The sequence below is a fragment of the Candidatus Harpocratesius sp. genome, from assembly GCF_054039255.1.
On the sequence record NZ_JBPLBG010000052.1, the window covers coordinates 95,923 to 121,999 of the forward strand.

The following is a 26,077-nucleotide window of genomic DNA, read 5'->3' on the forward strand; positions in this document are numbered from 1 at the left end:
AAGAATGGAAAAATCAACACCTATCTTAATTTTTGATCGATATAAAACAAATATTCCGAAAGAACAATGTAAAATTATTAAAGAAATTTTAAAAAAGTATGTTCTTGGCATTGTTATCTCACGATCATCCGGTGATGTGTTGTACAATTTCCAAGTCGATCCAGGAATTCGTGTAGATTTAATTTCTCAGTTCATTGCAGCTTTGGCTTTATTTGGTGAAGAAAATGTGGGGCAAATCAACAGAATCTTTATTGGGGGGTTGAATATTGAACTTAGTATAATTCAACGAAATGAATTAATATTAACTACGTTTTTTCGACCCAACATGGTTAAAAATTATCTAGAAGAAGAGGCAATTAAAGGCTTGGATTTATTTTATAAAAAATTTAAAATCCCACTTGAACAAAAAAAAAGCAATCAAGCAATTTATGAATCGTTTGATGAAGAAATCTGCCATATAATCACAGAATACTTAAAAAAAATAGGTGTTTTGAAAGAAAAAGACCTAAGATAACAGAAGTTATTATCATTTAAATATAGTGTAGATTAGTTTACTTGAGCATATTTTTTAATCGAATTTTTCGATTATCTTTATTAATTTTATGTGCTGATTGGCTCGTCTAGAAATGATGGTTGCTGAATTGATATTTTTTTCCTGTTTGGTATATTAAATTTTCTCTGAGCGAGATAGACAAAATGCTTACCATATGAATAATAAATAGTATCATTAATTACAGGCATATAGCTGGTAACATAAACTCTTGATGATATGTATTCAACCTCTTTCAATGAAACATCCCAAATTACAGCAAATGGTGGTCTTATCTTAAGCATTTTATTAATAAAATCTTCTAAAGCAATTTCAGAGGGTTCACCTACTACTCCAGGAGCATAAAAACGAATTTTCTTGAATTTTTCGCCAGCAGGAAGATATTCTCTCCACTCTTCATCAGATTCAACATAAACAATTTTTTCAATACTGAATAAAGCTTTAGCTCGAGTGGCATAATGCCGAGCTTGAGAATAGTATACAGTCTGGCCTTGTATAACTACATATTGTGTAACCCAAACGCGACGATTAAATTCGATTACATCATCTCCAGTTACATCCCAAAGAACTGCATATTCTGGTCGTTTTTTCAGCATAAGCGCTAAAAATGTTTCTTTATCTGTTTCTTGAGGATTATCCATAAGTTGAGGGCAGAAAAATCGCATGTTGAAATCACTTCGTAAGTTGAATATGAATATACCTTTTATTTTTTTTATGTCTTTTTAAGAGAGCAAGACATTAACAATTAATAATGACCAAGAAAAAATCAAAATTGTTTTTTCAATTCATTATTCCATTAAATATTTTTTCGATTTCTTCGACAAGTTGGGGAATTCGATGAGTTGAGACCAAATTTCCATTTTCAATTGCTTCAATTAGAAGATTCCATATATGTTTGCTTTTTTGAATTAATTCAAGCAGTTGAATAAAATTTTGCTGTGCAAAGTAAGATTGACCTTTATATATATAACATATTAAAAAAGGAGAGATTGTCTTTAAAAGGATTTTATATTCTCCAAATTTCGCCCGTTCCAGCATTCCATTAAAAATTTCAGTACTAAAAGATTCAAAAGCTGCTAAAATCCCACCAAACAGTTGCTCATTAAACTTTAATTCTCGACCGAATGAATGGGAGAACAACGTTGGTCCGTTTTCATTCATAATAACAATCATAATTGGTTCTTCAGGCAGCACAGGCGAATTTTCAATAATTCCTTGTCTTTTTATTCTCTCCAAATTTTCATGTAATCTAGCCAGTTCAAGTCTTTGATCATATTTCGGAGGGTGACTTTTGAATTGTTCCCATATTTGTTCTTGTTCTAATAAATAATCATGTTCATTGGAAATTTTAATTGCAAGCTGGCTTAAACCTTGTTCTTGGGCCAACATTTGAGCTTGGCTGAACATTTTCCTGGCTTTAACGATATCAAAATTCATTAATGCCAATTTTGCTTTAAGGAAGTTAATTTCAGCCCATAAATAATAGGAACGAATTTCTTTAGCAATAGAGAGAAGATTTGATATGCTACTGTTAATTTCATCTAAAATTTCTGGATCATTAGAGATTTTTAATTCAAAAATTAATAAATCGCAAAGATTAATTAGAGCTTCAACAGTTAATTCATGTTTTACTATTGCATCATGTGCAATTTCACGGAAAATATTCTGGGCTCGATATACATTTTTAATTCGTGGATTTTTCTTTAGATATAAAGCATAACAGAGCAAAAATCGTTGATGAATTTTTTCATTTCCTGTTTTTTCGCTTAAAATTTGTAATTCATCAATAAATTTTTTGACATCACTGATTCTATTTTGATCCAGCATTAAATGAATAATGTAATATAAAAATATTGCAATTTCAACAGGATTTCCTACTTTTTTTCCTAATAGTAGAGCTTGTTGAAGATTTCGCTCAGCTTCTTGAAATTTACCCATTTGATGTAAAATAACACCAAGATTAGCAAATTCAATTCGGAAATTAATATCTGCCCCAAGATCTTTTCTAATCTTAATGCTTTCTTCTAAATAATGTTTGGCTTTAATCAGATCACCTTGAAGTCGAAACACCCATCCAAGATTGTTATACAAAATTCCTAAATAATGTATATTATGTAATTCTTGTTGAAGAACTAATGATTCCTTTAAAAAATTTATTCCATTTATGATATCTCCCATCTCACAATAAATCATCCCACCTAATGCAATTGCATTTGCTATTTCTAAATCAGATGAGAATTTTTTGCGAATTTCAATAGATTTTAATATTGAATATAAAGCTTGTTTTAAATCTCCAATATGCCACAAAATAGTTGTTCTAACTAAAAGAATATCACTAAGAAATTGCTGAAAAATACATTGATTTGATTGAAAATGAGATTGATTTAAGATTTCAAGATCTTCTAAAAGATCCATACTTGATTGGAAATCACCCATTCTATCTAATATATTTGCAAGTTCAATTCCAATTTTAAGACTTAAATAAAATTCCCCTAATTCAATAGAAGATGAATAAGCTTCATTAGCAATTCTTATCCCTTCTTCAAAATCTTCAGTAAATCTTAATAATTTGATTTTTGAGAGTATAATTCTTAACTTATTTTTCATTGAAAGAATGGGAACAATTTCAATTTCTTTCATCAATTCTTGTGCTTTAGGAAATTGCCCTTTATTAAGAAGTTCATCCATTTCAGTCAAAAGTCTTTCTATCTTATCTTTTGCTTTTTCTGGAAAAATTTTCGGAAGATTTGACATGAACATTACCTTAAATGAATTGATAAAAACGATACAAAAAAGTATTTCAAACCAACTTTTTTGTTTATAATTATAATCAATTTATGTATTTCTAATCATACGATAACTAATTTTATGAGACAGTCTAACTTGCACATCAATGCATCATTAAATAAAAATTAGAGTAATTTTATAAGATTCTAGCAATATTTAAAAAATGGACTAATTTCTGAAAACTTATTCGCACTGGCTGAAATTGCTCCCAACTCCATCATTTGCATTCATTTCTATTCTGTTGTACCAAAATTTTACAAAAAGATATTAAAATATGTTAAGTATCCTACGACATAGATATAAATATGAGATAATTACCAGATCTCAGATTATTGAACATATCCACTCATTTAAATGTAGTAAAAGCAATGGATAAAATAGTGCAGATAAATTTTTGCAAGAGAATTAGTGAATATTATTAGAATTTAAGTTACCAATCTATACAAAGGTGCAAGATACTCCTATATAGATTTAAATTTTAATTTTCAACAAAAGAAGTAGATTTCGAAATAGAAGAATATTCCGATAACAGAATATTATCACAAAGACTATCTACAAATCTTATATGTGAAGCTGTACTTGGCACGATATCTTGGTTATCTTCAAAAAAACCAATTAAAATATCTTTATGTTCGATAAATTCTTGGGAAATTTGGTGGATCTTCTTTTGAGCATAAAATGAAGGCCCTTGATAAACATAACCTAACATAAATGGGGTAATTTTATTTATGATTACATTAAAATCTCCAAATTTTGCACGTTCCAAAGTCTGAGAAAAAACTTCCCCACTCATTGTATCAAATGCAGATAAAAATCCTGCTAACATCTCTCTATCGAATTCCCAATATGAAGTAAAAGACCTAAAAAATAGCACTTTTCCATGATCATTTAGTAAAATAAAAGCAACTGGAATATCGTTTGTCATTTGAGGGAGATCGATCCCTTTTTGATGAACTATTGTCTGCAAATAATTATCAATTTCTGCTAACTCAACTCGTTTTTGAAGTGGGACTTCATTTATTTGATAAGAATTCCAAATTTGCTGTTGTGCAATAAGTTTATCGTGTTCTTCACTAATTTTCATTGCGATTCTTAATAAACCACTATTTTCTGCATAAATTTGAGCTTGACTTAAAAAATTGCGAGCTTCTGAAACATTTAACTTTAGCAATGCAAGTTTTGCTTTTAACAAATAAGTTTCTGCATACAGTAAATGTGAGTGTTGATCTTTCGCTTGGAGTAGTAATTTTTCAATAACATCATCTAATTCTTGGTAAATTGTGTGATCATCTCTTAATCGCAACTCTACCAGAAAAAGTTCACATAAATTTAATAAAGCAATTTGGGAAATTTCTTCTTCAACGATAGGTTCTTTGACAATAGATGAAAATAGATTTTGTGCTTGAAATAAATCTTTTGCTCGACCTTTATATTTTAAAATCAAAGCATTAGCTAATCTATATCTCAACTCAATTTTCTTATTTGCTGTAATTAATTGTAAATTATAGAGTCTTGCTAATGTAATCTCTGCATTTTCAACTGCATCCATTTCTAAATATATTCGCAACAATTCGAGCAAAAATCGAGATAATTCATTAGGATTGCCAATTCTTTCTGCAATGGCCAAACTGCGCCTAATATAGTTCAAAGCTTGATGATAATCCCCTTTTTGCCGATAAATTATTCCTATATTTACTAAATTAAAACGAATTTGAGAAAAATCACCTAAATTTTCCCAAATAAAGATTGATTCCTGCAAATAGTTTAGTGCTTCATCCAGATGTCCTTGTAGGTGTGATATTCTTCCCAAATGCCCTAATATATTGGCAAGAGTGACATCATCTCCCAGATTACGCTCCAATTCTAATGCAAGTTTTAAGTTTTCAATACCGCCTTTATAATCTCCCTTTTCGCACAAAATCATACCATAATTTGTAAGAACTTGAATATATTGATCTGATCCTTTTTCATGAGGAATTAAGCTTAGTACTTCTTCTAATTTTTGAGCAGCTTCATTTATATTTCCTTCATACCAATGTTGAATACCTTCAAGAAAAAGAATTTTCTGTATAAATTTCTGATAAATTTGAGAATTTTTTGCTTGATTTAAGTGAATAATAGTTATATCATGGGCTTCATTTAACGCTTTATCTGCTTTCTGCAAATAACCGATTTGTTGCTGAAATTGTGCTTCTAAAATTAACCATTCTATTTTTAAATCAGGAAACGAATCAATTTTACTGCTTTTTCTCAGCTGTTCCAATTTTGGACTAATATCCTGTAAAAATCCTGCTTTTAAAAGAATTTCTATATGAAGTAATTCTACTTCAATACTTTCTCGAGCAGTCAGTTCTTTTTTTCTCTTATATAAAATGATATTTTGGAGAGCCTCATTATAACGCCCAAAACTTAACAATTGTCGGATTTTATCTATGTCATAGTATTCCCACATCTTGTTCGGCTCCCTTCCTTTAATAATATTTATCCTTTAAATGTAATAAAATTATGGCATTTTTGTAATTTGTTCATGATGGATAGTTCATTCTAAATTAAAAATCTTTAAACAAAAAATTTATTTTAAATCGTTTTATTTCAAAATAGGGATTATTTTAAATAATTCCACGCGATTTTTGGTTACATCTCGCCATTTCTGGTAATTAATGTTGATAATTTATAGTGTAGATTAGTTTTTGGTTATTTTTTTTCATTTTGTTAGTGTAAAAAGTTCCTCATTATATATTATTTTACTTTTCATTTGATTTTTAAGGTTACCAAATTTTATTTGAATGTAATATTATTAATAATGTGCCATCCCGTGTTATTGGAATAAGAATTACTCCAGATGAAAAATTTTTATGGGAAACATTCGCCCGAACTCAAAATCGACCTATCGGACAAATTATCACTCATGCAATTTCGTTATTTCTCAATCCATATTCCATATATAGTCATGATTCCACTATTTCAAGTTTTATTTCATCAATTGAGACTCAATTAAAAAAAAAAAAATCGATTTTAAATAAAAAAAAAGAAAAAAATACAGAAAAGAATAAAAAAAAAGATAATAATTCGAACAAAAACTTAAGTAAAAACTTAAATAAAAACTTAAATAAAAATTCAGATAAAAATCTAACATTAATTCCTTTTACATTTCGAGTTGATTCAGGAGAATTGGCCGAATGGGATGCATTTGCTAATCAAAATTTCTATACGCGCTCCAGTCTCATTCGTCAAGCAATGCATGCATATTTCTCACCTGAAATTCAATTTCAAATAAAATCAATTCAAAAACCTCAATTAAATGTTATTAAAGAACTTCTATATAATATAATTCACCGCTTAGGACAAACATCATACGATGAAATTGTTGATTTGTTTACTCCTATCGATAAAGCTATAATTCGACAACTATTACAACAGCTGGAAAATGAAGAAAGAATTTTCAGGACATGGCATGATGAATATATTACCTATGCAAAGCATGAAAATGTAGAAAATGAACTATTTGATTAAACATAAATAAAATAAAGAACTTTTCGCAGTAAAGATCAATATTCTTATAGAATTTATGATTTTTAATCCAATTTTTGATATTTATCTTTTTTTATTTCTTTCTATCTCGTTTTTATAGCCATTTATTTCGTTTTTTAGCCATCTATTTCATTTTTATAGCCTTCTATTTCGTTTTTATAGCCATCTATTTCGTTTTTTAGCCATTTATTTCGTTTTTATAGCCTTCTATTTCATTTTTATAGCCTTCTATTTCGTTTTTATAGCCATTTATTTCGTTTTTATAGCCATCTATTTCATTTTATTTTTTTAATCTTCTATAAAATCTATGATTAGATTAATACGCATAACTGATTTTTGAGAGTGAAAAGGCAATAAATGAAGAAAATTCGCAAAAAAACATGAAGTTTCACGATAATCTTTCTCCCTCATCTAGCACTCTGACATAATATCACTCATTTAGATGGTGAAGATTAATGTGAAAGGTCATGAAAAAAAAAGAATAATTAAACAAAAATGGAATCAGATTGTTTAAATCTTTTAATTTTTTCGATATATTGATATAAGAAAAAACCAAACAAAACTATTCCATGCAATCGCAAATAATCCAATAAATATTCTTCCAAATAAATCCAATCCCCCCATTGAAGGAATGGCATTGAATACGATAGAGATAAGAAAAATTCCAACTGCAATGAAAGGTAAGAGAAATATAGTAACAATTACTCGTTCCCTAGAATTTCTTCTTATAAATGGCCTTACTTGATTCTCTGGGACATATTGTGAATCATTTCGATACATGCTATCATAATCATCCATTTGATTATATTTGTCAGTGTTATCATAATTATCATCTTCACTCCAAGCATTTTCTTGATAATCTAATGAAGAATTATCCATTGGATTATCATTGTTACTTAATTCAGGATTATAATCCATTGGTGGTCTTTTCTTTCGAAATATTGCTGAAATAAATATAAAAATAAAACTATTCCACAAGACAGCAAAAAAGGCTATCGGGATTCTTGCAGTATAATCCATCTCTATGTTAGGAATTTTATTAAAAGCCAGAAGAATTAAATAAATTCCTACACCAACAAATGGAGACATAAAAAGTGCTATAAAAATCTTAAAAGACTTATTATTTCTAGCATCTTGACTTCTAATAATCATAATAGTGAACAAAAATGGTACGCTTAAAAATTTTTTATATAATTTATAAACGAGACCATTTAGATTTCTTTCACATACATTGATTTCACACACGTTTCACTCTTCAAACTTATTAGCACTGGCAAATAATATGATTGTACTTGTGCTTAATTGGCAGACGGAGGTATTTACAGGGAATGTTCGGTCTTTTCGGGCGCAATGCGGGATAAATCAAATCTTAGCCTTAGATATTTTGCAACGATACAGAATTAATTACTCTAACGAAAATTACAAGTCTGAGTTCATTGAAGAGAATTCAGAATTAGAAAGTTGGTGGAAAGATCGTGAACAAATCATTGAAGCACTAAAAACGGGTCAAGTACCTTCTTCTGAATTCAATCGTTATTACAAAATTATGATGTGGTCAAGCTAAATTGAAACATAAACTTATTCGCATTAATCTCATATTTTTGACATTTCTACGAAAAATTTTTTTATTATACAATAATAAAATATTTGAAAAAAAAGTGAAAACAAATGGAAGATAGTAGAATAACAATCGATTTTAGTGATGATTTCTATGAAGAAAAAGAATTACGGAGAATACTACGAAAACTACGCCTAAGACCTCCTTGGGACCCTGATATGGGTGTGCCAGAATATCCATTCGGATATCTCTATCGCTTTCCTCTTCCATATGACTTAGAATTGGACGAAGATCGAATTCCTGTTGATCCGTTTTGGCGGGTTTTTTTTTATCGTCGCTTATTCGAACCGAGTTGCCCTCTGCCAGAATATTCAGGAGGTTTTGGGGATGAATCAATAATGCTGTATTCGAGTGTGGCTAATTATTATCATATTTTAATGAAATTTTATGAAGAAACAGGTATAGATCTGCGCCAATATCGATCAGATAACTCAGGAACATCATTTAATATACCATTACCACCAGCTGAATATGTACCTCGTGATAAAAAAGGATTCCCGATAAATAATTATTGGTTACTTTTATATTGTATACGTATGAACGATCCAAATTTTCTCATACCCCCGTATGATCGCCAAGGAATTCCTTTCAGGAGCCGAAAAATCGAAATTTATCAATTAATAAGTAATATCGAATTCGATCGAGTTAAATTTTTAAAACTCTGGGCTCGAGGTATTCCAATGGATCATCCAGACATGATAGTCCGTTCATATATTCATTGGTGTTTCGATTCAGAGATAAAAAAATACGAAAGAAAACCCTACGCAGTTTGGGAGTCTATAGCATATAAAGCTAAAATGCCTTTGGCAAGCCCAACCCTTCCTGATTTAGCGCTCGCTTACATTGAAACAAAAAACTCTCCGCATCCCAAATTGCCCGAAGATAAATTCCCAAATGGTTTTACCGCATTTCATCACAAATGCTTAGTGAAATGTGCAACACCCCGCATATTACGACTGCTTCAACATAAACTTCCTTATTCAGACCCATTAATATCTGAAATATTGCTAAAATTCAAGAAAACATTACCAAATTCCCCGTATTTTCTCATCTAAAGCCAAGATAATTCAAGAACTTGTTGAAATTTTACATTTTTTAATTAATATATTAGAAAATAAAAATAAATTAAATAAAAATACTAATTTATATCTCTGATCTCTTCTATTAATTTCATAGCAGTCGCAACCTTTGAAAAATATCACTAAAAATAGACTTGAAGCCCGCTTATTGATACATTTCATTAAATAATAAGTAAACTTATTCGCACTATTGAGAATGTTGAAGAATGAACCTATCGAGAATTTTCAATTACAATTTAACCATACAATGCTTACATCCAATATTCCCTAAATTTAGCCACTTACCACTATTTTGTTTTCTATTACCTTGTAAAAACACTATCCATCTTCTAAACCACCCTGTCAATATTGTGATACAAATTCTTTAATATTATGATTCATTTGATATCATACTGTCGAGGAAATAGTTTCCATCAGGATAAAGGCGTTTTTGTTAAGGATTTCGCCATATTCCCCTCGAAGTTATAAAATATTAATAGAATGATTATTATGCCAAAAGAAAAAGAACATATGAACCTAGTTATCATTGGTCATATCGATAACGGAAAATCAACGCTTATGGGCCATTTATTAATAAAAACAGGTGCTGTTTCAGACCGTGAAGCCCGTGAAATGGAAAAGATGGCAAAAGACTTAGATCGAGAATCTTGGAAATTTGCTTATTTCATGGATCGATTAGCCGAGGAACGAAAGCGTGGAATTACCATTGATTTGGCTTTCCGCAAATTTGAGACGAAAACCAAATACTTTACTATTATTGACGCACCTGGACACGCTGATTTCGTTAAAAATATGATTACTGGAGCCAGCCAAGCCGATGCAGCCATTTTAGTTTTCTCTGCAAAAACCAGTGAATTTGCAGCAGCAATTTCTGACAACGGTCAAGGTCGTGAACACGCATTCTTAGCCAAAACTCTTGGTGTAAAGAAAATTATATTAGCCATTAATAAAATGGATGATGCTTCTGTAAATTACTCTGAAGAGCGCTATAATGAAGTAAAAGGTGAAATCGAGAATTTATTAAAAGTAGTCGGCTACAACACCGAAAAAGATGTCACCTTCTTACCAGTATCTGCTTTTGTTGGAGATAACTTAGCAGAACGTTCTGAAAATATGAAATGGTGGAAAGGTCCAACTTTAGTAGAAGCATTAGATCAATTACCTGTTCCAGAAAAACCAATCAGCAAACCCTTACGCTTACCTGTTCAAGATGTCTACAAAATTAAAGGTGCAGGAGTTGTACCTGTAGGTCGAATCGAAACTGGAATGATGAAAGTTGGAATGCAAGTTGAAGTAGCCCCAACTAACTTTAAAGGAGAATTACGATCAATTGAAATGCACCACGAAGCTTTACAATCAGCACAGCCTGGTGATAATGTTGGATTCAACATTCGTGGTATTACCATGAAAGATGTTTATCGAGGTTGTGTGGTTGCTGATGCAAAATCACCATGTACAGTAGTTACTCCAAAAGACACTATGACTGCTCAAATTATTGTTATTTGGCATCCAACAGCATTAGCTTTAGGATATACTCCTGTTATTCACTCTCACACTGCCCAAATTGCTTGTAAATTTGTGGAACTTTCCAAAAAGCTTGACGGAAAAACCGGACAAGTTTTAGAAGATAATCCTCAATTTATCAAGAAAGGCGATGCTGCTATTGTTAAACTCCAACCAATCAAGAAATTCCCACTTGAAAAATACAAAGATTTCCCTGAAATTGGTCGGATTGCAGTACGAGATATGGGTAGAACCGTATCTGTCGGTGTAGTTTTAAATATTGAAAAAGGTGCATAATTCTTTAATAATGTACTTAATACTTTTTTTTATTCTTATTTTTATATGCGAATAAGTCCTGAAGAAATTCGTTATTTTGTGTTAATTTAACTACAAAAATGAAGAATATGTTAAAAAAAAGGACTCTTCATATTTTTTGTTTATAAAGACAAGAAAAAAAATATCGTATTAAATACAAATTTATCCAAAAATTCCATAGAATCTTGATTATTTAATTTGACGTTATTTTATAGTATTTTTTTTCTTGATTTACTCCAAATTACTCCAATATTTATCTAATTAATTCATAGAAACAGGAGATAAATTAATAAATATGTATTTATATTTATATAAATAATTTTAAGGCACATTGGCAATGACAAAAAACACATAATGGAAATATATGATTTATCAAAATTATTGCATTAAAAATCAAGAATTCAAACAAAAATGCGATAAATAGATACACAATCAAATCAAGAAAAAATCTTCAATTTTTTTAATTCTTTACGAATGATAATTATTTAGGCAGATATCTATTAATTTATATTGGTGATTTGTTGAAAAAAATGCCAATAAACGAATCATTTTCACCGACATTAAAATTTTAGAAATTTGTGATTTAAATGATAAAAAGACACAAGCGTCAACGTTCATCTTTTCATAGTATTTTTTCTAGATTGCCATTGATGGAACGTTTTGTTATTTTTGGATTATTACCAATTCTGGTTACAACTCTATTGACTCAAATTTTCTATATTAATAGAGTCCAAGATTTAACATGGCAAGGAAAAGAACAAGAAATCAACGAAGTATTGGATAATTATGTGAAATCAATTGATGAACTGTTGAATCGTGTTGGGAAAATTTCTAAAAATTTAGCATTAAATCCTTTAATAATTAATGGAAATGAAAGTATGTTTCCAGATTGGTTTCCAAAAATATTAGAAATTAATCCTGAGATTCATAATATCTATGTTGCATACAAAACAATTGGTAATTTGACAGTTACATTTCACAATAATTCTGTAATTACCACGCAAATTTATCCAAAAAGTGTGTATCAAAACACCAATCAAAGTTGGTATGATCTTCCATTAGAAAGAGGAGAATTTTCTATCACAAAAGCATATTTCGATCAAGATTTTATGCAAATATGGATGATTTCTTTATTGTGTCCTATTTGGAATGAATCAGGAGAGATAATAGGAATTGTGGGTACAGACATTGCATTAAGTCAGATTAGTTCATATATTTCGCAAATTGGCGTAAATTCCAGTCGATCTGCATTTGTTATCGAAAATATCGATCACACTCAACGTATTATTGCAACTGATAATAATAAATATATTGGAATGACATTTTCACAATTTACTAATGAAACAGGTTCTCAAAGCTTAAAAACATTAATTGACTACAATATATTAAATTTCTCTTACCAAAATTCTCAAAATCATTTTGTTGGGAATTATTATAATAATCAAAGTAATTCTTTTTTTTTAGTATTTGGTAAAATAATATCTGCATCAAATGTTAATTGGTCCTTATATATTCAAATACCCTATTCAGAAATTCAAAATGAAATTCAAAGAATATTGCTTATAACAATTGGAATTAGCGTATTATCTTTACTTCTACTCACCTTTCTTTTTTTAATTTCAGCAAAATCAATATCACGTTCAATAAATTCTTTTATCGAACAAACAAATGCTATTCAGAAAGGAATTTACAAACCAATCGCTGTTTCATCAGGTGGAAGAGAATTACATCAACTTCGAAAGAATTTTAATTCCATGATTAGTTATATCCAAGAGCAAATTATGGAATTCCGGGCTCTTGCTGATTTATTACCTTTTCCTATAGCATCTGTGGTATTACCAAATAAAGTGGTTTATATCAATCAAGCATTTCAACAATTATTTGGATATGACAAAACAGAAATCAGCACAACTGATGATTGGTTTCATTTAAGTATTTCAGATGAGGATTTTCGAGAAAAAACTAAAAAATATTGGAAAAATATACTTTCAAGTGAAATTAAAGAAAATAAAGTCAAAAAAGGTCAAAAAACCATTATAATGGAAACAAAAAAGGGTGAAAAGCTTGAAATATCCATTCATTTAATTATGGTGAATGAAAACACCTCTTTTATTATTTTTAAAAACATATCAGAACAAAAACTTGAAGAAGAAAATCGCCTTCGCCAGCAAAAACTCGAATCTCTTGCAATCATCGCAGGTGGTATCGCTCATGATTTTAATAATATTTTAATGGGCCTACTTGGAAACATCAACTTACTGCAGATGGAAGAAGATTTGACCCCATTTTTAAAAGAAACATTAGCAATGCTTGAGAAATCAGTCATCAGAGCACGTGGAATAACAAACCAACTGCTAACATTTTCAAAGGGTGGCGATCCAGTAATAAAATTTACAGATATGGAAAAATTAATCCAAGAAGTAGTAGATTTTACAATGCATGGAAGCAATTGTCAAGCAATAATTGAGTTGCAATCACCTCTTCCTTTAGTTAAAATTGATGAAAGCCAAATTTCACAAGTTTTGAATAATTTTTTAATTAATGCCCAACAAGCGATGCCATCTGGAGGAAATATTACGATAAAGGCATATAAAGAGATAATAAATGAAAAATCAAAAAAACCTCTTCCTGCAGGAGATTATTTAAAATGCGAAGTAATTGATGAAGGATGTGGTATTAATCCTCAATATTATGAAGAAATATTTACTCCATATTTCACTCTAAAACCAAGAGGAAATGGATTAGGATTAGCAACATGCTATTCTATTATCCAAAAACATAATGGTCACATTGGATTTACTTCTGAAGTAGGAAAAGGTAGTGTTTTCTATTTCTATTTACCATGTAGCACTTCAATTTCACTGAATTCTATTTTTGAAAATGAAACTGAAGATTTTTGTACCTTTAACATCCTAATTTTAGAAGATGATTTAGCCATTAGAACCACATTGAGTAAAATATTGACAAAATGGGGTTGTACAATTAGTATTGCCAATGATGGTCACGAAGCAATTAAACTTTTTCAAGAAGCATGGATAGAAAAAAAGCCATTTCAATTAGTAATTTTGGATTTAACAATTCCAGGAGGAATGGGAGGTAGAGAAACTCTACCACACCTTAGAGAGATTGATCCAAATATTATTGCAATAGTCGCAAGTGGATACTCAAATGAAAGAATTCTTAGTCGATATTTAGAATATGGATTTAATGAAGTTCTTCAAAAGCCATTTACCATGACAGAGTTACGAAAAACGATTCATAATGCAATAAAATCCACAAAAAGCAATCAAAATCCCGCCAGTTCCAAAAAGTCTGAAAGTAGATAAATAGTATTGACTAAATTCAAATTTTTTAAAATTTTACTTTTAATTTACTTTCCCAAAAATTTTTTCCATCAATTATCAGACTTATATGAAGAAAAATCGGATGGAAATTCATGTATTGCCTTCTTTGCGTATTTCTGGGCTGCGCGTTTTGCACGATTTAGGGGTGCTAACGTTCCAGGCCCCCCTATACAGCCATAAGGACATGCCATACCTTCTACTAAAAGTGGAGCAGGATTAAGACGATTCTGCTTTATTTTTTTTAATATAGCCATGCATTCTTTTAGTGTATCAACTGATACATGAGGAATGTTAATATCTGCTTCAAGCATCTTTTTTGCTTGTTTAATAACTGCTTGTGCTACTCCTCCAGCTACTGGAAATCCGCGACCAAGAGTAGATGCATCTTGAAGATCATTATCTGGAGAAACTTTGGTAGGATCTATCTGAAAGGCTTGAAAAACTGCAGCCAATTCTTCAAAAGTCATAACAAAATCGACAACTTCAGCAACTTTTGGAATAAAACACTCTTCTTTTTTTGCTATACAAGGGCCGATAAAGACTACAACGGCTTCATGGTCTTTTTCTTTGATTATTTTAGCTGCTTCTACCATTGGTGCAAATGATTCACTGATATTTGCAGCGGTGATTTCAGGAAAATTCTTTTCTGCTGCCAATGTCCAAGAAGTGCAACAGCTTGTTCCGACAAAAGTCTTGTTTACAGTATTATCTATTGGTGAATTCATTATTTTTTTCGAATCTTTATTTAAATTCCAATCTACATTAACCGGTAGATTCTGATGGAGTTTATTGCTTGTTTCTGCTCCAGATGATTCATGCCTCTTTATAAGTTCTACTAATTCATGCGCTTCTTGTAAAATAACCCTATCTGCACCCGCAGCCACTTCAACTACATCTATAAATCCCATCTTTTTTAAAGAACCTACAATTTTAGGAGGAGTAACTAACGGTCCAAACTGATTGACGAAAGCAGGTGCAATTTCAGCATAAACTCTTTTTCCAGCTTTTAAAGATGAAATAATCTGAGCAATTTCTGATTTTTCTGCAATTGCTCCAAATGGACATGAAACAATGCAAAGACCGCATGAAACACATTTCTCATAATTGATTTCTGCATAGCCTTCTTCATCAGAACCAATAGCATTGACACCACAAGCAACAGCACAAGGTCGTTCGCGATAGGCAATAGCATTATATGGACATACCTGTGCACATCTCCCACACCGAATACACAAATCTTGATTAATAACTGAACGACCATTTTGAATTGAAACTGCATTTTTAGGACATACTGTTACGCAAGGATGAGCAATACAACCGCGGCAGAGATTTGTTACCCAGTAGGATTCTTCCGGACAGCGTTCGCAGCCTATTTTGATCACATTAACAATGGGACGCTTAAGGATTTTGATGGGTTTCATGCATTCAACAACTTCATCATCATGAATTGGTCCATGCGCCCCGTATTCTTTTAAATCCATTCCAAACGCCAATCGTACCCGCTCTCTAACAATTGCCCTTTCTTTAAAAACAGACTCGCGATAAGTTGGTGTTGATTTAGGAATTACTCGGTAAGGAATTTCCTCAATGTAATGTGGAGGTCTTCCTTCAACAACCATTCTTCCAACTTCAGAGAGAACGTGACGCCTAATATTTATTACAGGGGTATATAATCCCCGCATTTTTTCAAAAATATCCAAAGACGGTAAAGGCATAAGAAAGCAGCTCCTATATGGTTAAATTTAAGCATTATGTTTGATTTTGAATCAATTATTTAATTATATTAGATTGGATCAATTGATCAAGCAGCTCCATTAGTTTTTCAGCAGTTATATTTGAGTAGATCTTGCCATTTAATTCCACAACTGGTGAATTGTAGCCGCAATCTCCACATGTATTTAAACATTCAACACATGCTAATTCAACATTTGCTGTGTAAGTAGGAGAACCTTCCACTAAGTCAAGAAGTTCTTGTCCTCCGTGTGTCAGACAATTCATTCCACAGCAAATTTTTAACGAAATTTTCGCCATAGATTACATTAAAAAAGAAGCAGAAATAAAAAAAGATTTGTAATATCATAATCATAGATAGATAATTGTTTTATAGAAATACGAGGATTAAGCCTGCTAATGAAATTCCCACTGCTAATATCAAGACAGGAATCGCAATTCTATCCGATTTGCTTGAAATTAACTCTTCATTATGATAAATATCTGCCCTAAGTCGATCCACAGTGGCAAAATATTTCTTTTGTTCGATTCGATTTGACATGGCTGTTGATAATACAATTGCTACTGTGGTTACAGAAACACCCAAGGAAACTTTATTTAATAAATCCTTTGCAAGAATAGATTGATCTCGATATAGAAATGCTTTTTCACGTTCATTTAAGAATATATCAAATAACAAGTCATGGAGCTTGCCTATTTCAAAACGAAAAACATATTCTGGGGCATCACTCAAAATTCTCTGTAACATATTTGTTTCAGGAGGAAATCCACAATCAACCAAAGTTGTGTTTAAAAATTGTTCCATTGGCTCAATAGAATATAAATTTTTGCTTAACCAATCAGAGTATGGAATAACAAATTCATATCCTTCCACAATTTCAGAAGCGAGATAATAATCTTCTTCAGGTTCAAGAAAGGTAAAACTCATATAAAGATCATGAACTAAAGAATCATTCAAGTATCCTATCGCTCGAAATAGAGCCGTCTGAATAGGAATAAGATGAGTTGTATTTATTATATACATTTGTTCACTGCTAATATTTAATGCAGGATTAAGCAGATCGAGCCATTCGAGTGAATTAACATATACTTCCTCAAATGCCCTAGATGCACTATCATAAAGCGCTCTATCATGTTCTATCCAGTATTGCATCAAATCATACATTTGATCCGAGTTTTGTTCAGCTTTCGTCGCTAAATCATTATAATATTTTACTTCTTCTCCGTATTGATTTTGAAAATAACCAGCTATAAATCCACTTCCTGATATAATGATAATTATAATTACTGCAAATAAATCAGCCTTACTTCGGTGAACTTTGTGATTATTCCCACTAGAAGAGATATTTGGTGGTTTAGATTCAAAAGGAATTCTATTTCCATTGTGAATGTTTTGTTCATTCATTATTTCTTTTACCTCGTATCATATTTTACAATATTTTGATTATCCACTTTTTTAATTGAAATACAAGTAGGTAAAAAAGCTAAATAGTCCAAAGAATTAATTCACACCAAGCACCTAAATATTTGTGCGAGTATAAACTTATTCGCACTAATATACACAAGATGATCTGTATATCATCTCGATCATAACTGTCACTTTATACTCGTTTTTAGAGTTTTCTCTTGAGAGTTATGAATATAATTTCAGATAAATTAAATCGGATTGAACAAATCCCAAAATCCATAAGATCCAATAAACAAAGCCAAAATGTTCAATCGAAAAAAGAACTTTACCTTCAAATTAAAAATGCATTAGATAATAAAGCGAAAGAAGAATTTATTGCAAAATCTTACGCTTTTACTCGCTCGATCTTATTAAAAATCGGTGTTCTATGGAATTAGGAAAGATCTGATTACCTTTTATTCAGATATTAATATAAACTAATCTACACTTTCATTTGCGAATAAGTTTAGGATGTAGTATCAATTTTTTACAGATTTACATAATTTAAAATTCGAAGAAGTAAAAGAAAATTTCATTATCAAAATTAAATCCTATGGTAGTTGAAAAAATAAAGAAAAAATAAAAAAGAATAAAAATAAAAGTGGAAAAAAAGGGTTTTGTTTGTTGGTTGAAGAAAATTTGCTTTTTATCGCTTTTTGTTTGTTTTTTGTTAATTCCTTATTTTGGATATATGGAGGGTATTATTTTGGTGATTATTTTTGGATTTTTTTTTAGTAGTGCGAATCAGTTTTTTTTCCGATTATTTTTGAAGATTATTAAGGATAAATTTAGGATTGATTGGAAATTAGCATTTACAGGGCAATTTGGGCGAATTGTGTTCCTAAAACTTTATCAATTCGATTTGAAACATAACGAACTTCAGATGTTCTCTGCATTAATAATTCTTTTGTCTGAATAAAAAGGGTGGTTGCTATTTTACGTAATTCGCTAATGTTTTCATTATCATCAGCAAAGAAGACAAAATAAATTTTCTTTTTTACCTGCAGGAGTTCTTTTGATAAAATTATTATGTTATTCAAGTTTCCGTGCGACCCGAATGAAATTGAAGCAACATCTTTATTAAATAATAGATGACTCATATTTCCTATCGCAGAAATTAATCCAGATAGAATTGTCCCTTCAAATTTACCCAGATCAGATCCAAATTTTGTATAAAACGGAATTCCGCTAGAGTCAGAAATCTGTATTCCTTTAATCATATATTACTCAATAAAGAACTTCTGTTTATTTAAAAATAAGCCCAACTATATCTAAAATTTCGCATGAAGAACGGGAACATATAACATTTTCTACCTTTTCACACGAAATCATGGAAATTGGGGAATTATTTTAATATTCAGTTCACCAAAAAAAAAGTCGATTGGAAAAAAATACTTCTCACTCATTATTTTAGTGTATATTAGTTTATCCTTTCCTTCATTCTGAACTAAAGAGAACAATTCTTATTAAATAATATTAAAAAATGCAAGAAAATGGAAAGAATGAAAAATTAATCATTTTTATATTGTAATACTAATAATCTGATTTACATTTGAAATGGGCATTTCCTCTAACACTTCTCCTTGATTTTGTCAAGATTTATGAAGTGTTTTCATTGATGTAAATCAAGATCTTTTTATGAATGACATTATTTCTATAACATGGACTTATTTACACCAATAGACTGTTTTTTAAATTGAATTCAACCAATTTTTCAAGAACATTTATTTATCCAACGCTTGACGCTGAATTGCGATTCAAGGAACATCTCCAAAAGTACAATAGATTCAAGGTCATCCATGATGATTCATATGTCCTTTAATTAATTTCCCACAACTTTTACACAGGATTTGTTGAATTCAAACAGATTCTGAAAGTGCAAAAGTTTCATTTGCTCCACAGTGGGGACAAGTGACCGTGCTTCGCATAATGATTTCGGCCATAAATTAATCTCAGAACTAACAAATAAATATATTCCGCTTATTTCAAGTAAATAAATGTATGAAACTCAAAAAACTTTAATTTAATGCCATCTTGATTTTTAATATTAAGAAAATATCTGAACTTATTTTTATATACCAGGGATGCTCGTCTAGTGGCTAGAAGTTTCTTAAAAACTGGCTTAGATGAAGGGCTCCAGACCCTTTGATCATGCGTTCAACTCGCATGCATCCCACTTTTTTTCGATTTTTTTACTCTTAAAATATAAAAAAAAATACTAAAAAACTTAGCGCTTTTTATCACTGTTAATTGCCAGCGATTCAATTCTCAAGCACCAGAGCCCTTACTTGTTCCATATAATCATTCCACGTTTTTAGTGCGTCGGGATTGAAACTTTCATAATATTTCTGAAAATTGCCGTTAAGGTTAAGAATAGTATTGATGCATTCGCAAATCATCCTGAATTTACTGGGATCGGCGAAATTCTGCATGGAGTTTTCGATGTTTTCATACCATTGGTCGAGGAGGCTGTTAAACATTATTTCGCCGTTTTCGTCTACCATTGGAACTCCTTCTTCATCGAACATTACTCCGAACGCATCAATTATGTTTTTTATTCGAGTTTGGCTGGCAATATTGGCAGGTTTATTATCTTTATATCTTTTAATGTGATATTCTATTCCTAAAAAATTTGTTCTTTCATGTCCTGCTAATTTTTCAGCCCTCAGCTATTTGGCCATTTTTGTGATCGATTCTTTTATGCTTAAACCTTTCATTTCAGGTTGATTTCGCAGAAAGAAGAAACTGCGGGCATCGTCTATCAATATTCGGACCAACATTTCGGGAATTCCTTTGGTTTCCTTTTTATTTTTAATTAAATTGAATTTTCTTAAATTTTTATCAAATGCTTTTTTTTCAGTGCTACTAGGAAAAATGTTGATAATAGACAGCCCATTTTTGAAGGAGATCCAAATTTTGGAACGTTTATTCTCCTAATAGTTAGCATCTATTGCATCAACACCGTGTACACCGATCCCGTAAATGCCTGGAAATCGCCAAGAATCCCCTTGCTCTGGAGAATTATGCAACCAAGCCATGTTTTCCATCACCAGAAAATCCATTAGATAACCTTCAATTTGCTCAGTTTTTTCCGTTTTGAAATATTCATTCGTGACCGGATTCCAAAGTTTCATCAAAAACTGCGGCAAAATCAGAGAATAAGGCGAACTATAAGAGCCTTCAGTCCCAATTTTATTAAAATCAAAAGTGTTATCCCCTGTTAACACAGCTAATAGGGATTGAACCACTAATTTTTCTAACTTTGAATCTAAAACAGAAATTAGAGCCATACCAAACTGTATGAAACTCACAATATTACTTATTTTTTTGGCACCGATGATTATTTCGGGGTCGGGAAGCATATTCACAGGCTGATAATAATAAGAATTGCCGATCTTATAGTTTATGTATGAATTTCTTGCATCTGTTTGTCTTTTTGAATTTACAGCATCAACTTGCATTTTGTTCTCAATAAGAAAGTCTATTTCTGCAGTAATGCATCATTTCGAGATATCACACCGAATTTCACTCTTTTCTTCCGATTGTTATTCTTTTTAGAAGACTTAGGTGGAATCTTGAGGGATTTCTCAGTGATTTCGGCTTGTGACAATTTTTTACTGCTTTCATCAGTTTCTCCTGCATTTATTTCTTTTTTTCGAATGGAAGATTTTTGGTTTAAACTTACAAGTTCTCCACACAGATTAGTGGTCCAATTAATTTTCTGCACCGATTCCCCTTGTGTTAAAATTAACTGCATTTTGAACTTCTTGCGATGGCGCACTAGCTCAAATTTACTTTGATCAGTAGTTTTCAATTTAATGTAAAATTTTCGCTCTCCTACTATACATTTAAAATATTCTCTGTCAAAAATCTCTGCAAATTTCACAGCTTTACCAAATATCAAAGCATATTCATGATTGAAGAGTAAATTTGCAAATTCATTTAAGCTTTTAAGAGGATCGATCATATATATCGAGTAGTATTCCAAGTAATCTTCCTGTAATTGTTCTAAAACAGTAGAAAAATTCTGATTATTGTTTTTTTTGTTATTTTCTTCCAAAGAGTAAATTTGTTTTGTGTTTCGATCAACAATCTCGGCTGCTTTCCCTTCATAACCATTAATTCGGAGTTCAAATTTTGATGTAAGCATTCGAGAATAGCGTTTGGTTGGATGAGTCATTAATTCTGCAAAATCTTGGACTGCATCCTTAATTTGCAAATCTCGACTATGTTGAATAAATCCTGCCCAATTTTGCATTTTGATATCAAAATACAGCAGTTGAAGTGCTTTTTGTTTATGAATGCGATTTGATACAGATAATGCCCATGCTTCTGGTAATGGGTCTTGCAGAATTGGAATGCAATTTCGTCTTTTTGTAAGACTCCATCCAGATAGAATGTTGATTGAAAGATAAATGGTCAATATTGCAAATAATATTGGTTGTGTTAACAAATGATGAAAAGAATCCCAGTAAAACAACCATGCTAAAGAACTAAAAATAAAAAGCTGTAATATGAAAAAAATACTTTTTTTGTGCTTGTATTTGGGCATAATATTATCTTCGAGACAAACTTTTTAAATCTCCATTTGAATTTAAATGGTGCTAATCAAATCAAATATGAGCATCTTTATCACTCATTAATTTCTCGTTGAATGGTACAATTCTTGCATTTAATTTCACAAAATTTTTATGAAATCCGTTATTAAATTACTTGTAAAGATCTGTGAGTAAATGTTTTTAAATCATCATTACTTGCATCTCCTTACTCAAATGCCTCCGTAGTCTAGCGGTTATTACGCCACCTTGGTAAAACGATGAAATTTTCACCGTTCTATACAGGTGGATGTCGGGAGTTCAATATTATTCTGGATATCCCAGATACTGAATAAATCTCCCCGGAGGCTCTATTTCCTTTTCAAGTTAATTATTAAGAACATCAAGAGAGATATTTTCATTTCCCTCTTAAAATATACTTTCATATCTTCGTTATATTTAGAAGCCTTGCTAAGGATAATTATAATTCTGATTTTCTGATTGCTATATAAATATTAATTTAAAATTTTCTTTTAAGGTTAATCTACATTCATTTTCCCAATTGAATGCTAATACCATATAATCTCCAGAAATCTAATTAACACATAATAGAACAGAAAATTAATTATTTTTCAGGAAAAATTCAAAAATTAATCATTGAAAGGAGTCATTTTTAATCGCTTTGAAAAAATTTAATAAGCTTTTATTGATTCTATCTAATTATGGAAGAAAATATGCGATTACAATTCAAAATGATTGTCTTTGCAACCGAAAATGGGCTTCCATTAGTGTCTGTTAAAATAGATAAAAATCTAGACGAAAAATTCCTAACACCCTTCTTTTCATCGATACATCAATATTCAGATCGAGGAGGATTAGAAACTAATGAAACCCGAATTCTTATTAAAGATTTAGAAATAGTGGTTAATCGACGAAATAAAATAATGCTAATAGGGGTTTTTAGTGAAGATCTTATAAAACTTCCTTCTATACAAGAGAATATGTATCGAATGCTTGAATTATTTGAGGAGATGTACAAAGAAGAATTAATGGCTATAGATAATGGTGAGGCTGTTGATATGTCAATTTTTAAAAAATTCGAGGTTTTAATTGAACATCAAATTCAAATGTATATTGATGAAGTTAAAAACACTGAGAATAAACCCCAACTATCTATTTTTGGAAAACTTATTAGTATTATTAAAAATCATGCAAAGCGTTAACAATAGAAGCATTTCTAAGGCCGAATTTTATTTATATTTCATGAAGTGACAATAAATTCAATATTTTTTTTTACTAATTAAGAAAGTTACTTAAAATCATATTCAATAATCGAAATAAAATCAACTATTAATTCAACTGTTGGATATATGATTCCATTTTTAACTGAAGCGCTTGAAACTGTTCTGCAGTTAATTCTACATTTGATCGGATATTCTGTTCACGAAGATATAATTGAGCAAACAAATTTGCATAAAGTTGTTTTATTGTAGGCTTACGACCCTTTTTTAATATTGTTTTTAATCGAGAAATGTGTTTTTTGAAAAAATCAGAAAGTAAAATAGGCACAAATCCATAAAGACCATAAGTGTGCTCTTGAATTCGCTTAAATCGGTTATATGTAAATCCTCTAGAACCAACAAGCTCCTTAAAAATGCTTTGGATGATTGAATATCGAAATTCGACAATATCTTCTTCTGCAATTGCGGCTTTCATAATTAATTTTAAATGTAAATCTACAATTGGGTTCCCAAGTAAATTTAGAAAAAAGGATAATTCAGGACCTTCAGCAAAAAGAATTTTCTTACATATCTCTCGGGTTTCGTCGTTAAGTCTATGTGTGCTGGCAATTAATTTAGTTCTTAATTCTTTATACATCAATTCCGAAATCCCTGAAGTACTTCCGCGATAAATATGTTCTAATTCTTCTTTGAGATGAAGTGCCCCGAAAACAAACTGAAAATCAATACATTGCTTAATGGCTAAGGATATTCGTCCACCAGGAACATAAATTCCGGAGTAAAATTCAGTTAAGACACTCCATGGAAGAATGTTAGAAATGACTTTGATTCCCTTTTTTACAAGTAAAACAACTTGATCAGGCATTAAAATTAATTGGGGATAGGTTTTCTTTTTATTAGGAGATAAGGCAATAAAATTGGGCGCACAAAGAGTCATATCAAAGGGTTGTAGAGATGATGCAATTGGTGATTCATTATCAATGATCAGCATGATATTATTTTCAAATGCAGCTAAAAATTCAGAATGATGCAAAGAAGCGTTCACATCCCATTGAACAATTACACCTGTAGCGGGCAAAACGGAATCCAAGCAACGTTCCCTGGGTTTTTCAATCCATTCAGAAAAAGAATTTTTATCATGATTTCCTTCTAAATTATTAAAAAGAACGAAATATGCATGATATTCATCATATGTTATATATTCTCTCCCACTTTGTTTAATATGGGAAAAAATATAGTCCAAACAAGGGTTTCCTTGAACGGTTTTAGTTGAATAACGAGAATACTCTTCACCATAATCGAAATTTAAATATATTCGATCAGTATTTCCAGTTGATTTTAACAGATATATGAAAAAAGAATTCACTTTCTCCAGCCGTTTTTGATTATGAATAGAATTATCAATTGCTGATGATGATTTAACCAACCAATGTAATAATCCTTTTAGTTCACTGTTGTGATATTCCAACATTCGATGAAGAATTAATTTACGTTTATGAAGAATGGGAGAATCTAAAAGAATTCCTTTAAGGTATTTTTTAAAATTAGAATTAACTTTCTCGAAAATTACTTCCTGGTTGGAACCAAATGCCAACTCGCAAAGAATCAAAATGTCGAGTAATTCAACAGAGTTAACAGATGATGGCATTTTAAGAGATTTAAAGGAGAAAGGTTTTTGTAAAAGATTTGATGCACGTACGAGATAATGTAGTAATTCTAAGCGGTTTGTGATATGAGAAATCCAAAATGTGGATAAAAAGTGGTTGAGTGCGATTTTAAAAGCATTATTAAAAGGTTTAGAAACAACTTGAAGGAATTTCTCTTTAAGATCTTTGGATACAAGGGACATAATGTCAAAAATGCGAATTAACTTAGCAGTGGGAGGTAATTCGAATAACTCACCATCGATTTGAGAAATAATAGATGGAATAATCCGATTTCGATGAATTTCAGAATCAAAATTCTGGCATAGCAAAAAGATACGATCTTTAAGTGAAATTGACTCATTATCTGGATTCTCAAGTAATATTTGCTGCTTTACTTCATTTAAATAATCATCAATATTTCGATTTCGAATTTTTTGGAGCTCGTTGCGAACTTGATATATACGATCAACTTGTTCGGATGATAACATAAGAAGTAATTTGGCAATATGTTTACAATTTCCATATCCACTCGCATAATCATAGCACCAATGGGCGATATACATCTCTTCGCAATTGATGATGATGATGTAGGGTTTGCTTTCACTACCTTGAATAACACAGTACGCAATTACAGGATTGTCTTTTACAACTTGAAATTCGAGAACATCTTTAGATTTTATCCGTTTTGCTCGAGATAGTCTCGCGGAATCAACGAATCTTCTAACCATAATATTTGCCTAATTTTCTTTT

At 30.7% G+C, this 26,077-nt stretch carries 20 protein-coding genes and 2 tRNA genes; 10 read left to right on the top strand and 12 right to left on the bottom strand.

Features of this window, described 5'->3' with window-relative positions:
* Positions 1-4: 4 nt before the first annotated feature.
* A complete protein-coding gene (locus tag ACXLDF_RS12795) occupies positions 5-514 on the top strand; it encodes a hypothetical protein (protein WP_457558925.1) in 510 nt (169 codons plus the stop codon).
* An 86-nt stretch (positions 515-600) separates the two neighbouring features.
* Here the strand turns inward: ACXLDF_RS12795 and ACXLDF_RS12800 are convergent, their stop codons facing one another.
* From ACXLDF_RS12800 to ACXLDF_RS12810, 3 genes are all read right to left on the bottom strand, one after another.
* Positions 601-1,215 carry a hypothetical protein gene (locus ACXLDF_RS12800; protein WP_457558926.1) on the bottom strand — a complete coding sequence of 205 codons (615 nt, stop codon included), beginning with the start codon at positions 1,213-1,215 and terminating at the stop codon, positions 601-603.
* Between the two features lie 115 nt (positions 1,216-1,330).
* Positions 1,331-3,304, bottom strand: a complete 1,974-nt coding sequence (locus ACXLDF_RS12805; RefSeq protein WP_457558927.1) for a tetratricopeptide repeat protein — start codon at positions 3,302-3,304, stop codon at positions 1,331-1,333.
* Positions 3,305-3,815: 511 nt separating this feature from the next.
* On the bottom strand, positions 3,816-5,789 hold the full coding sequence (locus tag ACXLDF_RS12810; protein WP_457558928.1) for a tetratricopeptide repeat protein: 1,974 nt from the start codon (positions 5,787-5,789) through the stop codon (positions 3,816-3,818).
* 353 nt (positions 5,790-6,142) lie between these two features.
* On the opposite strand from ACXLDF_RS12810, the gene ACXLDF_RS12815 reads away from it, so the two are divergent.
* The gene (locus ACXLDF_RS12815; protein WP_457558929.1) at positions 6,143-6,850 is read left to right on the top strand and encodes a hypothetical protein; all 708 of its coding nucleotides are present in this window, start codon (positions 6,143-6,145) and stop codon (positions 6,848-6,850) included.
* Positions 6,851-7,387: 537 nt separating this feature from the next.
* On the opposite strand, the gene ACXLDF_RS12820 is transcribed toward ACXLDF_RS12815, so the two are convergent.
* The gene (locus ACXLDF_RS12820; protein WP_457558930.1) at positions 7,388-8,020 is read right to left on the bottom strand and encodes a hypothetical protein; all 633 of its coding nucleotides are present in this window, start codon (positions 8,018-8,020) and stop codon (positions 7,388-7,390) included.
* Between the two features lie 130 nt (positions 8,021-8,150).
* Between ACXLDF_RS12820 and ACXLDF_RS12825 the strand changes: the two genes are divergently transcribed.
* The 4 genes from ACXLDF_RS12825 (at position 8,151) to ACXLDF_RS12840 (ending at position 14,709) form a co-directional block, all read left to right on the top strand.
* Entirely contained in the window at positions 8,151-8,432 is a 282-nt protein-coding gene (locus tag ACXLDF_RS12825; protein WP_457558931.1) for a hypothetical protein, read from the top strand.
* 104 nt (positions 8,433-8,536) lie between these two features.
* Positions 8,537-9,541 (top strand): hypothetical protein, encoded by a 1,005-nt coding sequence (locus ACXLDF_RS12830; protein WP_457558932.1) that lies wholly within the window; start codon positions 8,537-8,539, stop codon positions 9,539-9,541.
* A gap of 513 nt (positions 9,542-10,054) precedes the next feature.
* A complete protein-coding gene (gene tuf / locus ACXLDF_RS12835) occupies positions 10,055-11,365 on the top strand; it encodes a translation elongation factor EF-1 subunit alpha (RefSeq protein ID WP_457558972.1) in 1,311 nt (436 codons plus the stop codon).
* Positions 11,366-11,970: 605 nt separating this feature from the next.
* A complete protein-coding gene (locus ACXLDF_RS12840) occupies positions 11,971-14,709 on the top strand; it encodes an ATP-binding protein (RefSeq protein ID WP_457558933.1) in 2,739 nt (912 codons plus the stop codon).
* Between the two features lie 68 nt (positions 14,710-14,777).
* Here ACXLDF_RS12840 and ACXLDF_RS12845 read toward each other — a convergent pair whose 3' ends face one another.
* From ACXLDF_RS12845 to ACXLDF_RS12855, 3 genes are all read right to left on the bottom strand, one after another.
* On the bottom strand, positions 14,778-16,442 hold the full coding sequence (locus ACXLDF_RS12845) for a 4Fe-4S dicluster domain-containing protein (RefSeq protein WP_457558934.1): 1,665 nt from the start codon (positions 16,440-16,442) through the stop codon (positions 14,778-14,780).
* Positions 16,443-16,497: 55 nt separating this feature from the next.
* Positions 16,498-16,758 carry an NAD(P)H-dependent oxidoreductase subunit E gene (locus ACXLDF_RS12850; RefSeq protein ID WP_457558935.1) on the bottom strand — a complete coding sequence of 87 codons (261 nt, stop codon included), beginning with the start codon at positions 16,756-16,758 and terminating at the stop codon, positions 16,498-16,500.
* Between the two features lie 70 nt (positions 16,759-16,828).
* Positions 16,829-17,863, bottom strand: a complete 1,035-nt coding sequence (locus ACXLDF_RS12855) for a hypothetical protein (RefSeq protein ID WP_457558936.1) — start codon at positions 17,861-17,863, stop codon at positions 16,829-16,831.
* Positions 17,864-18,093: 230 nt separating this feature from the next.
* On the opposite strand from ACXLDF_RS12855, the gene ACXLDF_RS12860 reads away from it, so the two are divergent.
* A complete protein-coding gene (locus ACXLDF_RS12860) occupies positions 18,094-18,303 on the top strand; it encodes a hypothetical protein (RefSeq protein ID WP_457558937.1) in 210 nt (69 codons plus the stop codon).
* Between the two features lie 414 nt (positions 18,304-18,717).
* On the opposite strand, the gene ACXLDF_RS12865 is transcribed toward ACXLDF_RS12860, so the two are convergent.
* Positions 18,718-19,125, bottom strand: coding sequence for a hypothetical protein (locus ACXLDF_RS12865; RefSeq protein ID WP_457558938.1), 408 nt, complete (start codon positions 19,123-19,125; stop codon positions 18,718-18,720).
* An 861-nt stretch (positions 19,126-19,986) separates the two neighbouring features.
* On the opposite strand from ACXLDF_RS12865, the gene ACXLDF_RS12870 reads away from it, so the two are divergent.
* Positions 19,987-20,081: transfer RNA gene (locus ACXLDF_RS12870), tRNA-Trp, on the top strand.
* An 85-nt stretch (positions 20,082-20,166) separates the two neighbouring features.
* On the opposite strand, the gene ACXLDF_RS12875 is transcribed toward ACXLDF_RS12870, so the two are convergent.
* From ACXLDF_RS12875 to ACXLDF_RS12885, 3 genes are all read right to left on the bottom strand, one after another.
* Positions 20,167-20,385, bottom strand: a complete 219-nt coding sequence (locus ACXLDF_RS12875; RefSeq protein ID WP_457558939.1) for a hypothetical protein — start codon at positions 20,383-20,385, stop codon at positions 20,167-20,169.
* Positions 20,386-20,838: 453 nt separating this feature from the next.
* Positions 20,839-21,366 carry a hypothetical protein gene (locus tag ACXLDF_RS12880; protein ID WP_457558940.1) on the bottom strand — a complete coding sequence of 176 codons (528 nt, stop codon included), beginning with the start codon at positions 21,364-21,366 and terminating at the stop codon, positions 20,839-20,841.
* Positions 21,367-21,386: 20 nt separating this feature from the next.
* Positions 21,387-22,457, bottom strand: coding sequence for a hypothetical protein (locus ACXLDF_RS12885; protein ID WP_457558941.1), 1,071 nt, complete (start codon positions 22,455-22,457; stop codon positions 21,387-21,389).
* Positions 22,458-22,679: 222 nt separating this feature from the next.
* Here ACXLDF_RS12885 and ACXLDF_RS12890 point away from each other — a divergent pair.
* Positions 22,680-22,811: transfer RNA gene (locus ACXLDF_RS12890), tRNA-Thr, on the top strand.
* A gap of 351 nt (positions 22,812-23,162) precedes the next feature.
* On the top strand, positions 23,163-23,663 hold the full coding sequence (locus ACXLDF_RS12895) for a hypothetical protein (protein WP_457558942.1): 501 nt from the start codon (positions 23,163-23,165) through the stop codon (positions 23,661-23,663).
* A gap of 127 nt (positions 23,664-23,790) precedes the next feature.
* Here ACXLDF_RS12895 and ACXLDF_RS12900 read toward each other — a convergent pair whose 3' ends face one another.
* Positions 23,791-26,055, bottom strand: coding sequence for a hypothetical protein (locus ACXLDF_RS12900; protein WP_457558943.1), 2,265 nt, complete (start codon positions 26,053-26,055; stop codon positions 23,791-23,793).
* Positions 26,056-26,077 lie beyond the last annotated feature (22 nt).

Excerpts from the sequence above, each read along its gene's own strand:
- ACXLDF_RS12795 (WP_457558925.1), top strand. The coding sequence starts at position 5 with ATGGAAAAATCAACACCTATCTTAATTTTTGATCGATATAAAACAAAT.
- ACXLDF_RS12800 (WP_457558926.1), bottom strand. The coding sequence starts at position 1,215 with ATGCGATTTTTCTGCCCTCAACTTATGGATAATCCTCAAGAAACAGAT.
- ACXLDF_RS12805 (WP_457558927.1), bottom strand. The coding sequence starts at position 3,304 with ATGTCAAATCTTCCGAAAATTTTTCCAGAAAAAGCAAAAGATAAGATA.
- ACXLDF_RS12810 (WP_457558928.1), bottom strand. The coding sequence starts at position 5,789 with ATGTGGGAATACTATGACATAGATAAAATCCGACAATTGTTAAGTTTT.
- ACXLDF_RS12820 (WP_457558930.1), bottom strand. The coding sequence starts at position 8,020 with ATGATTATTAGAAGTCAAGATGCTAGAAATAATAAGTCTTTTAAGATT.
- ACXLDF_RS12825 (WP_457558931.1), top strand. The coding sequence starts at position 8,151 with ATGATTGTACTTGTGCTTAATTGGCAGACGGAGGTATTTACAGGGAAT.
- ACXLDF_RS12830 (WP_457558932.1), top strand. The coding sequence starts at position 8,537 with ATGGAAGATAGTAGAATAACAATCGATTTTAGTGATGATTTCTATGAA.
- tuf (WP_457558972.1), top strand. The coding sequence starts at position 10,055 with ATGCCAAAAGAAAAAGAACATATGAACCTAGTTATCATTGGTCATATC.
- ACXLDF_RS12840 (WP_457558933.1), top strand. The coding sequence starts at position 11,971 with ATGATAAAAAGACACAAGCGTCAACGTTCATCTTTTCATAGTATTTTT.
- ACXLDF_RS12845 (WP_457558934.1), bottom strand. The coding sequence starts at position 16,442 with ATGCCTTTACCGTCTTTGGATATTTTTGAAAAAATGCGGGGATTATAT.
- ACXLDF_RS12850 (WP_457558935.1), bottom strand. The coding sequence starts at position 16,758 with ATGGCGAAAATTTCGTTAAAAATTTGCTGTGGAATGAATTGTCTGACA.
- ACXLDF_RS12855 (WP_457558936.1), bottom strand. The coding sequence starts at position 17,863 with ATGAATGAACAAAACATTCACAATGGAAATAGAATTCCTTTTGAATCT.
- ACXLDF_RS12860 (WP_457558937.1), top strand. The coding sequence starts at position 18,094 with ATGAATATAATTTCAGATAAATTAAATCGGATTGAACAAATCCCAAAA.
- ACXLDF_RS12865 (WP_457558938.1), bottom strand. The coding sequence starts at position 19,125 with ATGATTAAAGGAATACAGATTTCTGACTCTAGCGGAATTCCGTTTTAT.
- ACXLDF_RS12875 (WP_457558939.1), bottom strand. The coding sequence starts at position 20,385 with ATGTTTAACAGCCTCCTCGACCAATGGTATGAAAACATCGAAAACTCC.
- ACXLDF_RS12880 (WP_457558940.1), bottom strand. The coding sequence starts at position 21,366 with ATGCAAGTTGATGCTGTAAATTCAAAAAGACAAACAGATGCAAGAAAT.
- ACXLDF_RS12885 (WP_457558941.1), bottom strand. The coding sequence starts at position 22,457 with ATGCCCAAATACAAGCACAAAAAAAGTATTTTTTTCATATTACAGCTT.
- ACXLDF_RS12895 (WP_457558942.1), top strand. The coding sequence starts at position 23,163 with ATGGAAGAAAATATGCGATTACAATTCAAAATGATTGTCTTTGCAACC.
- ACXLDF_RS12900 (WP_457558943.1), bottom strand. The coding sequence starts at position 26,055 with ATGGTTAGAAGATTCGTTGATTCCGCGAGACTATCTCGAGCAAAACGG.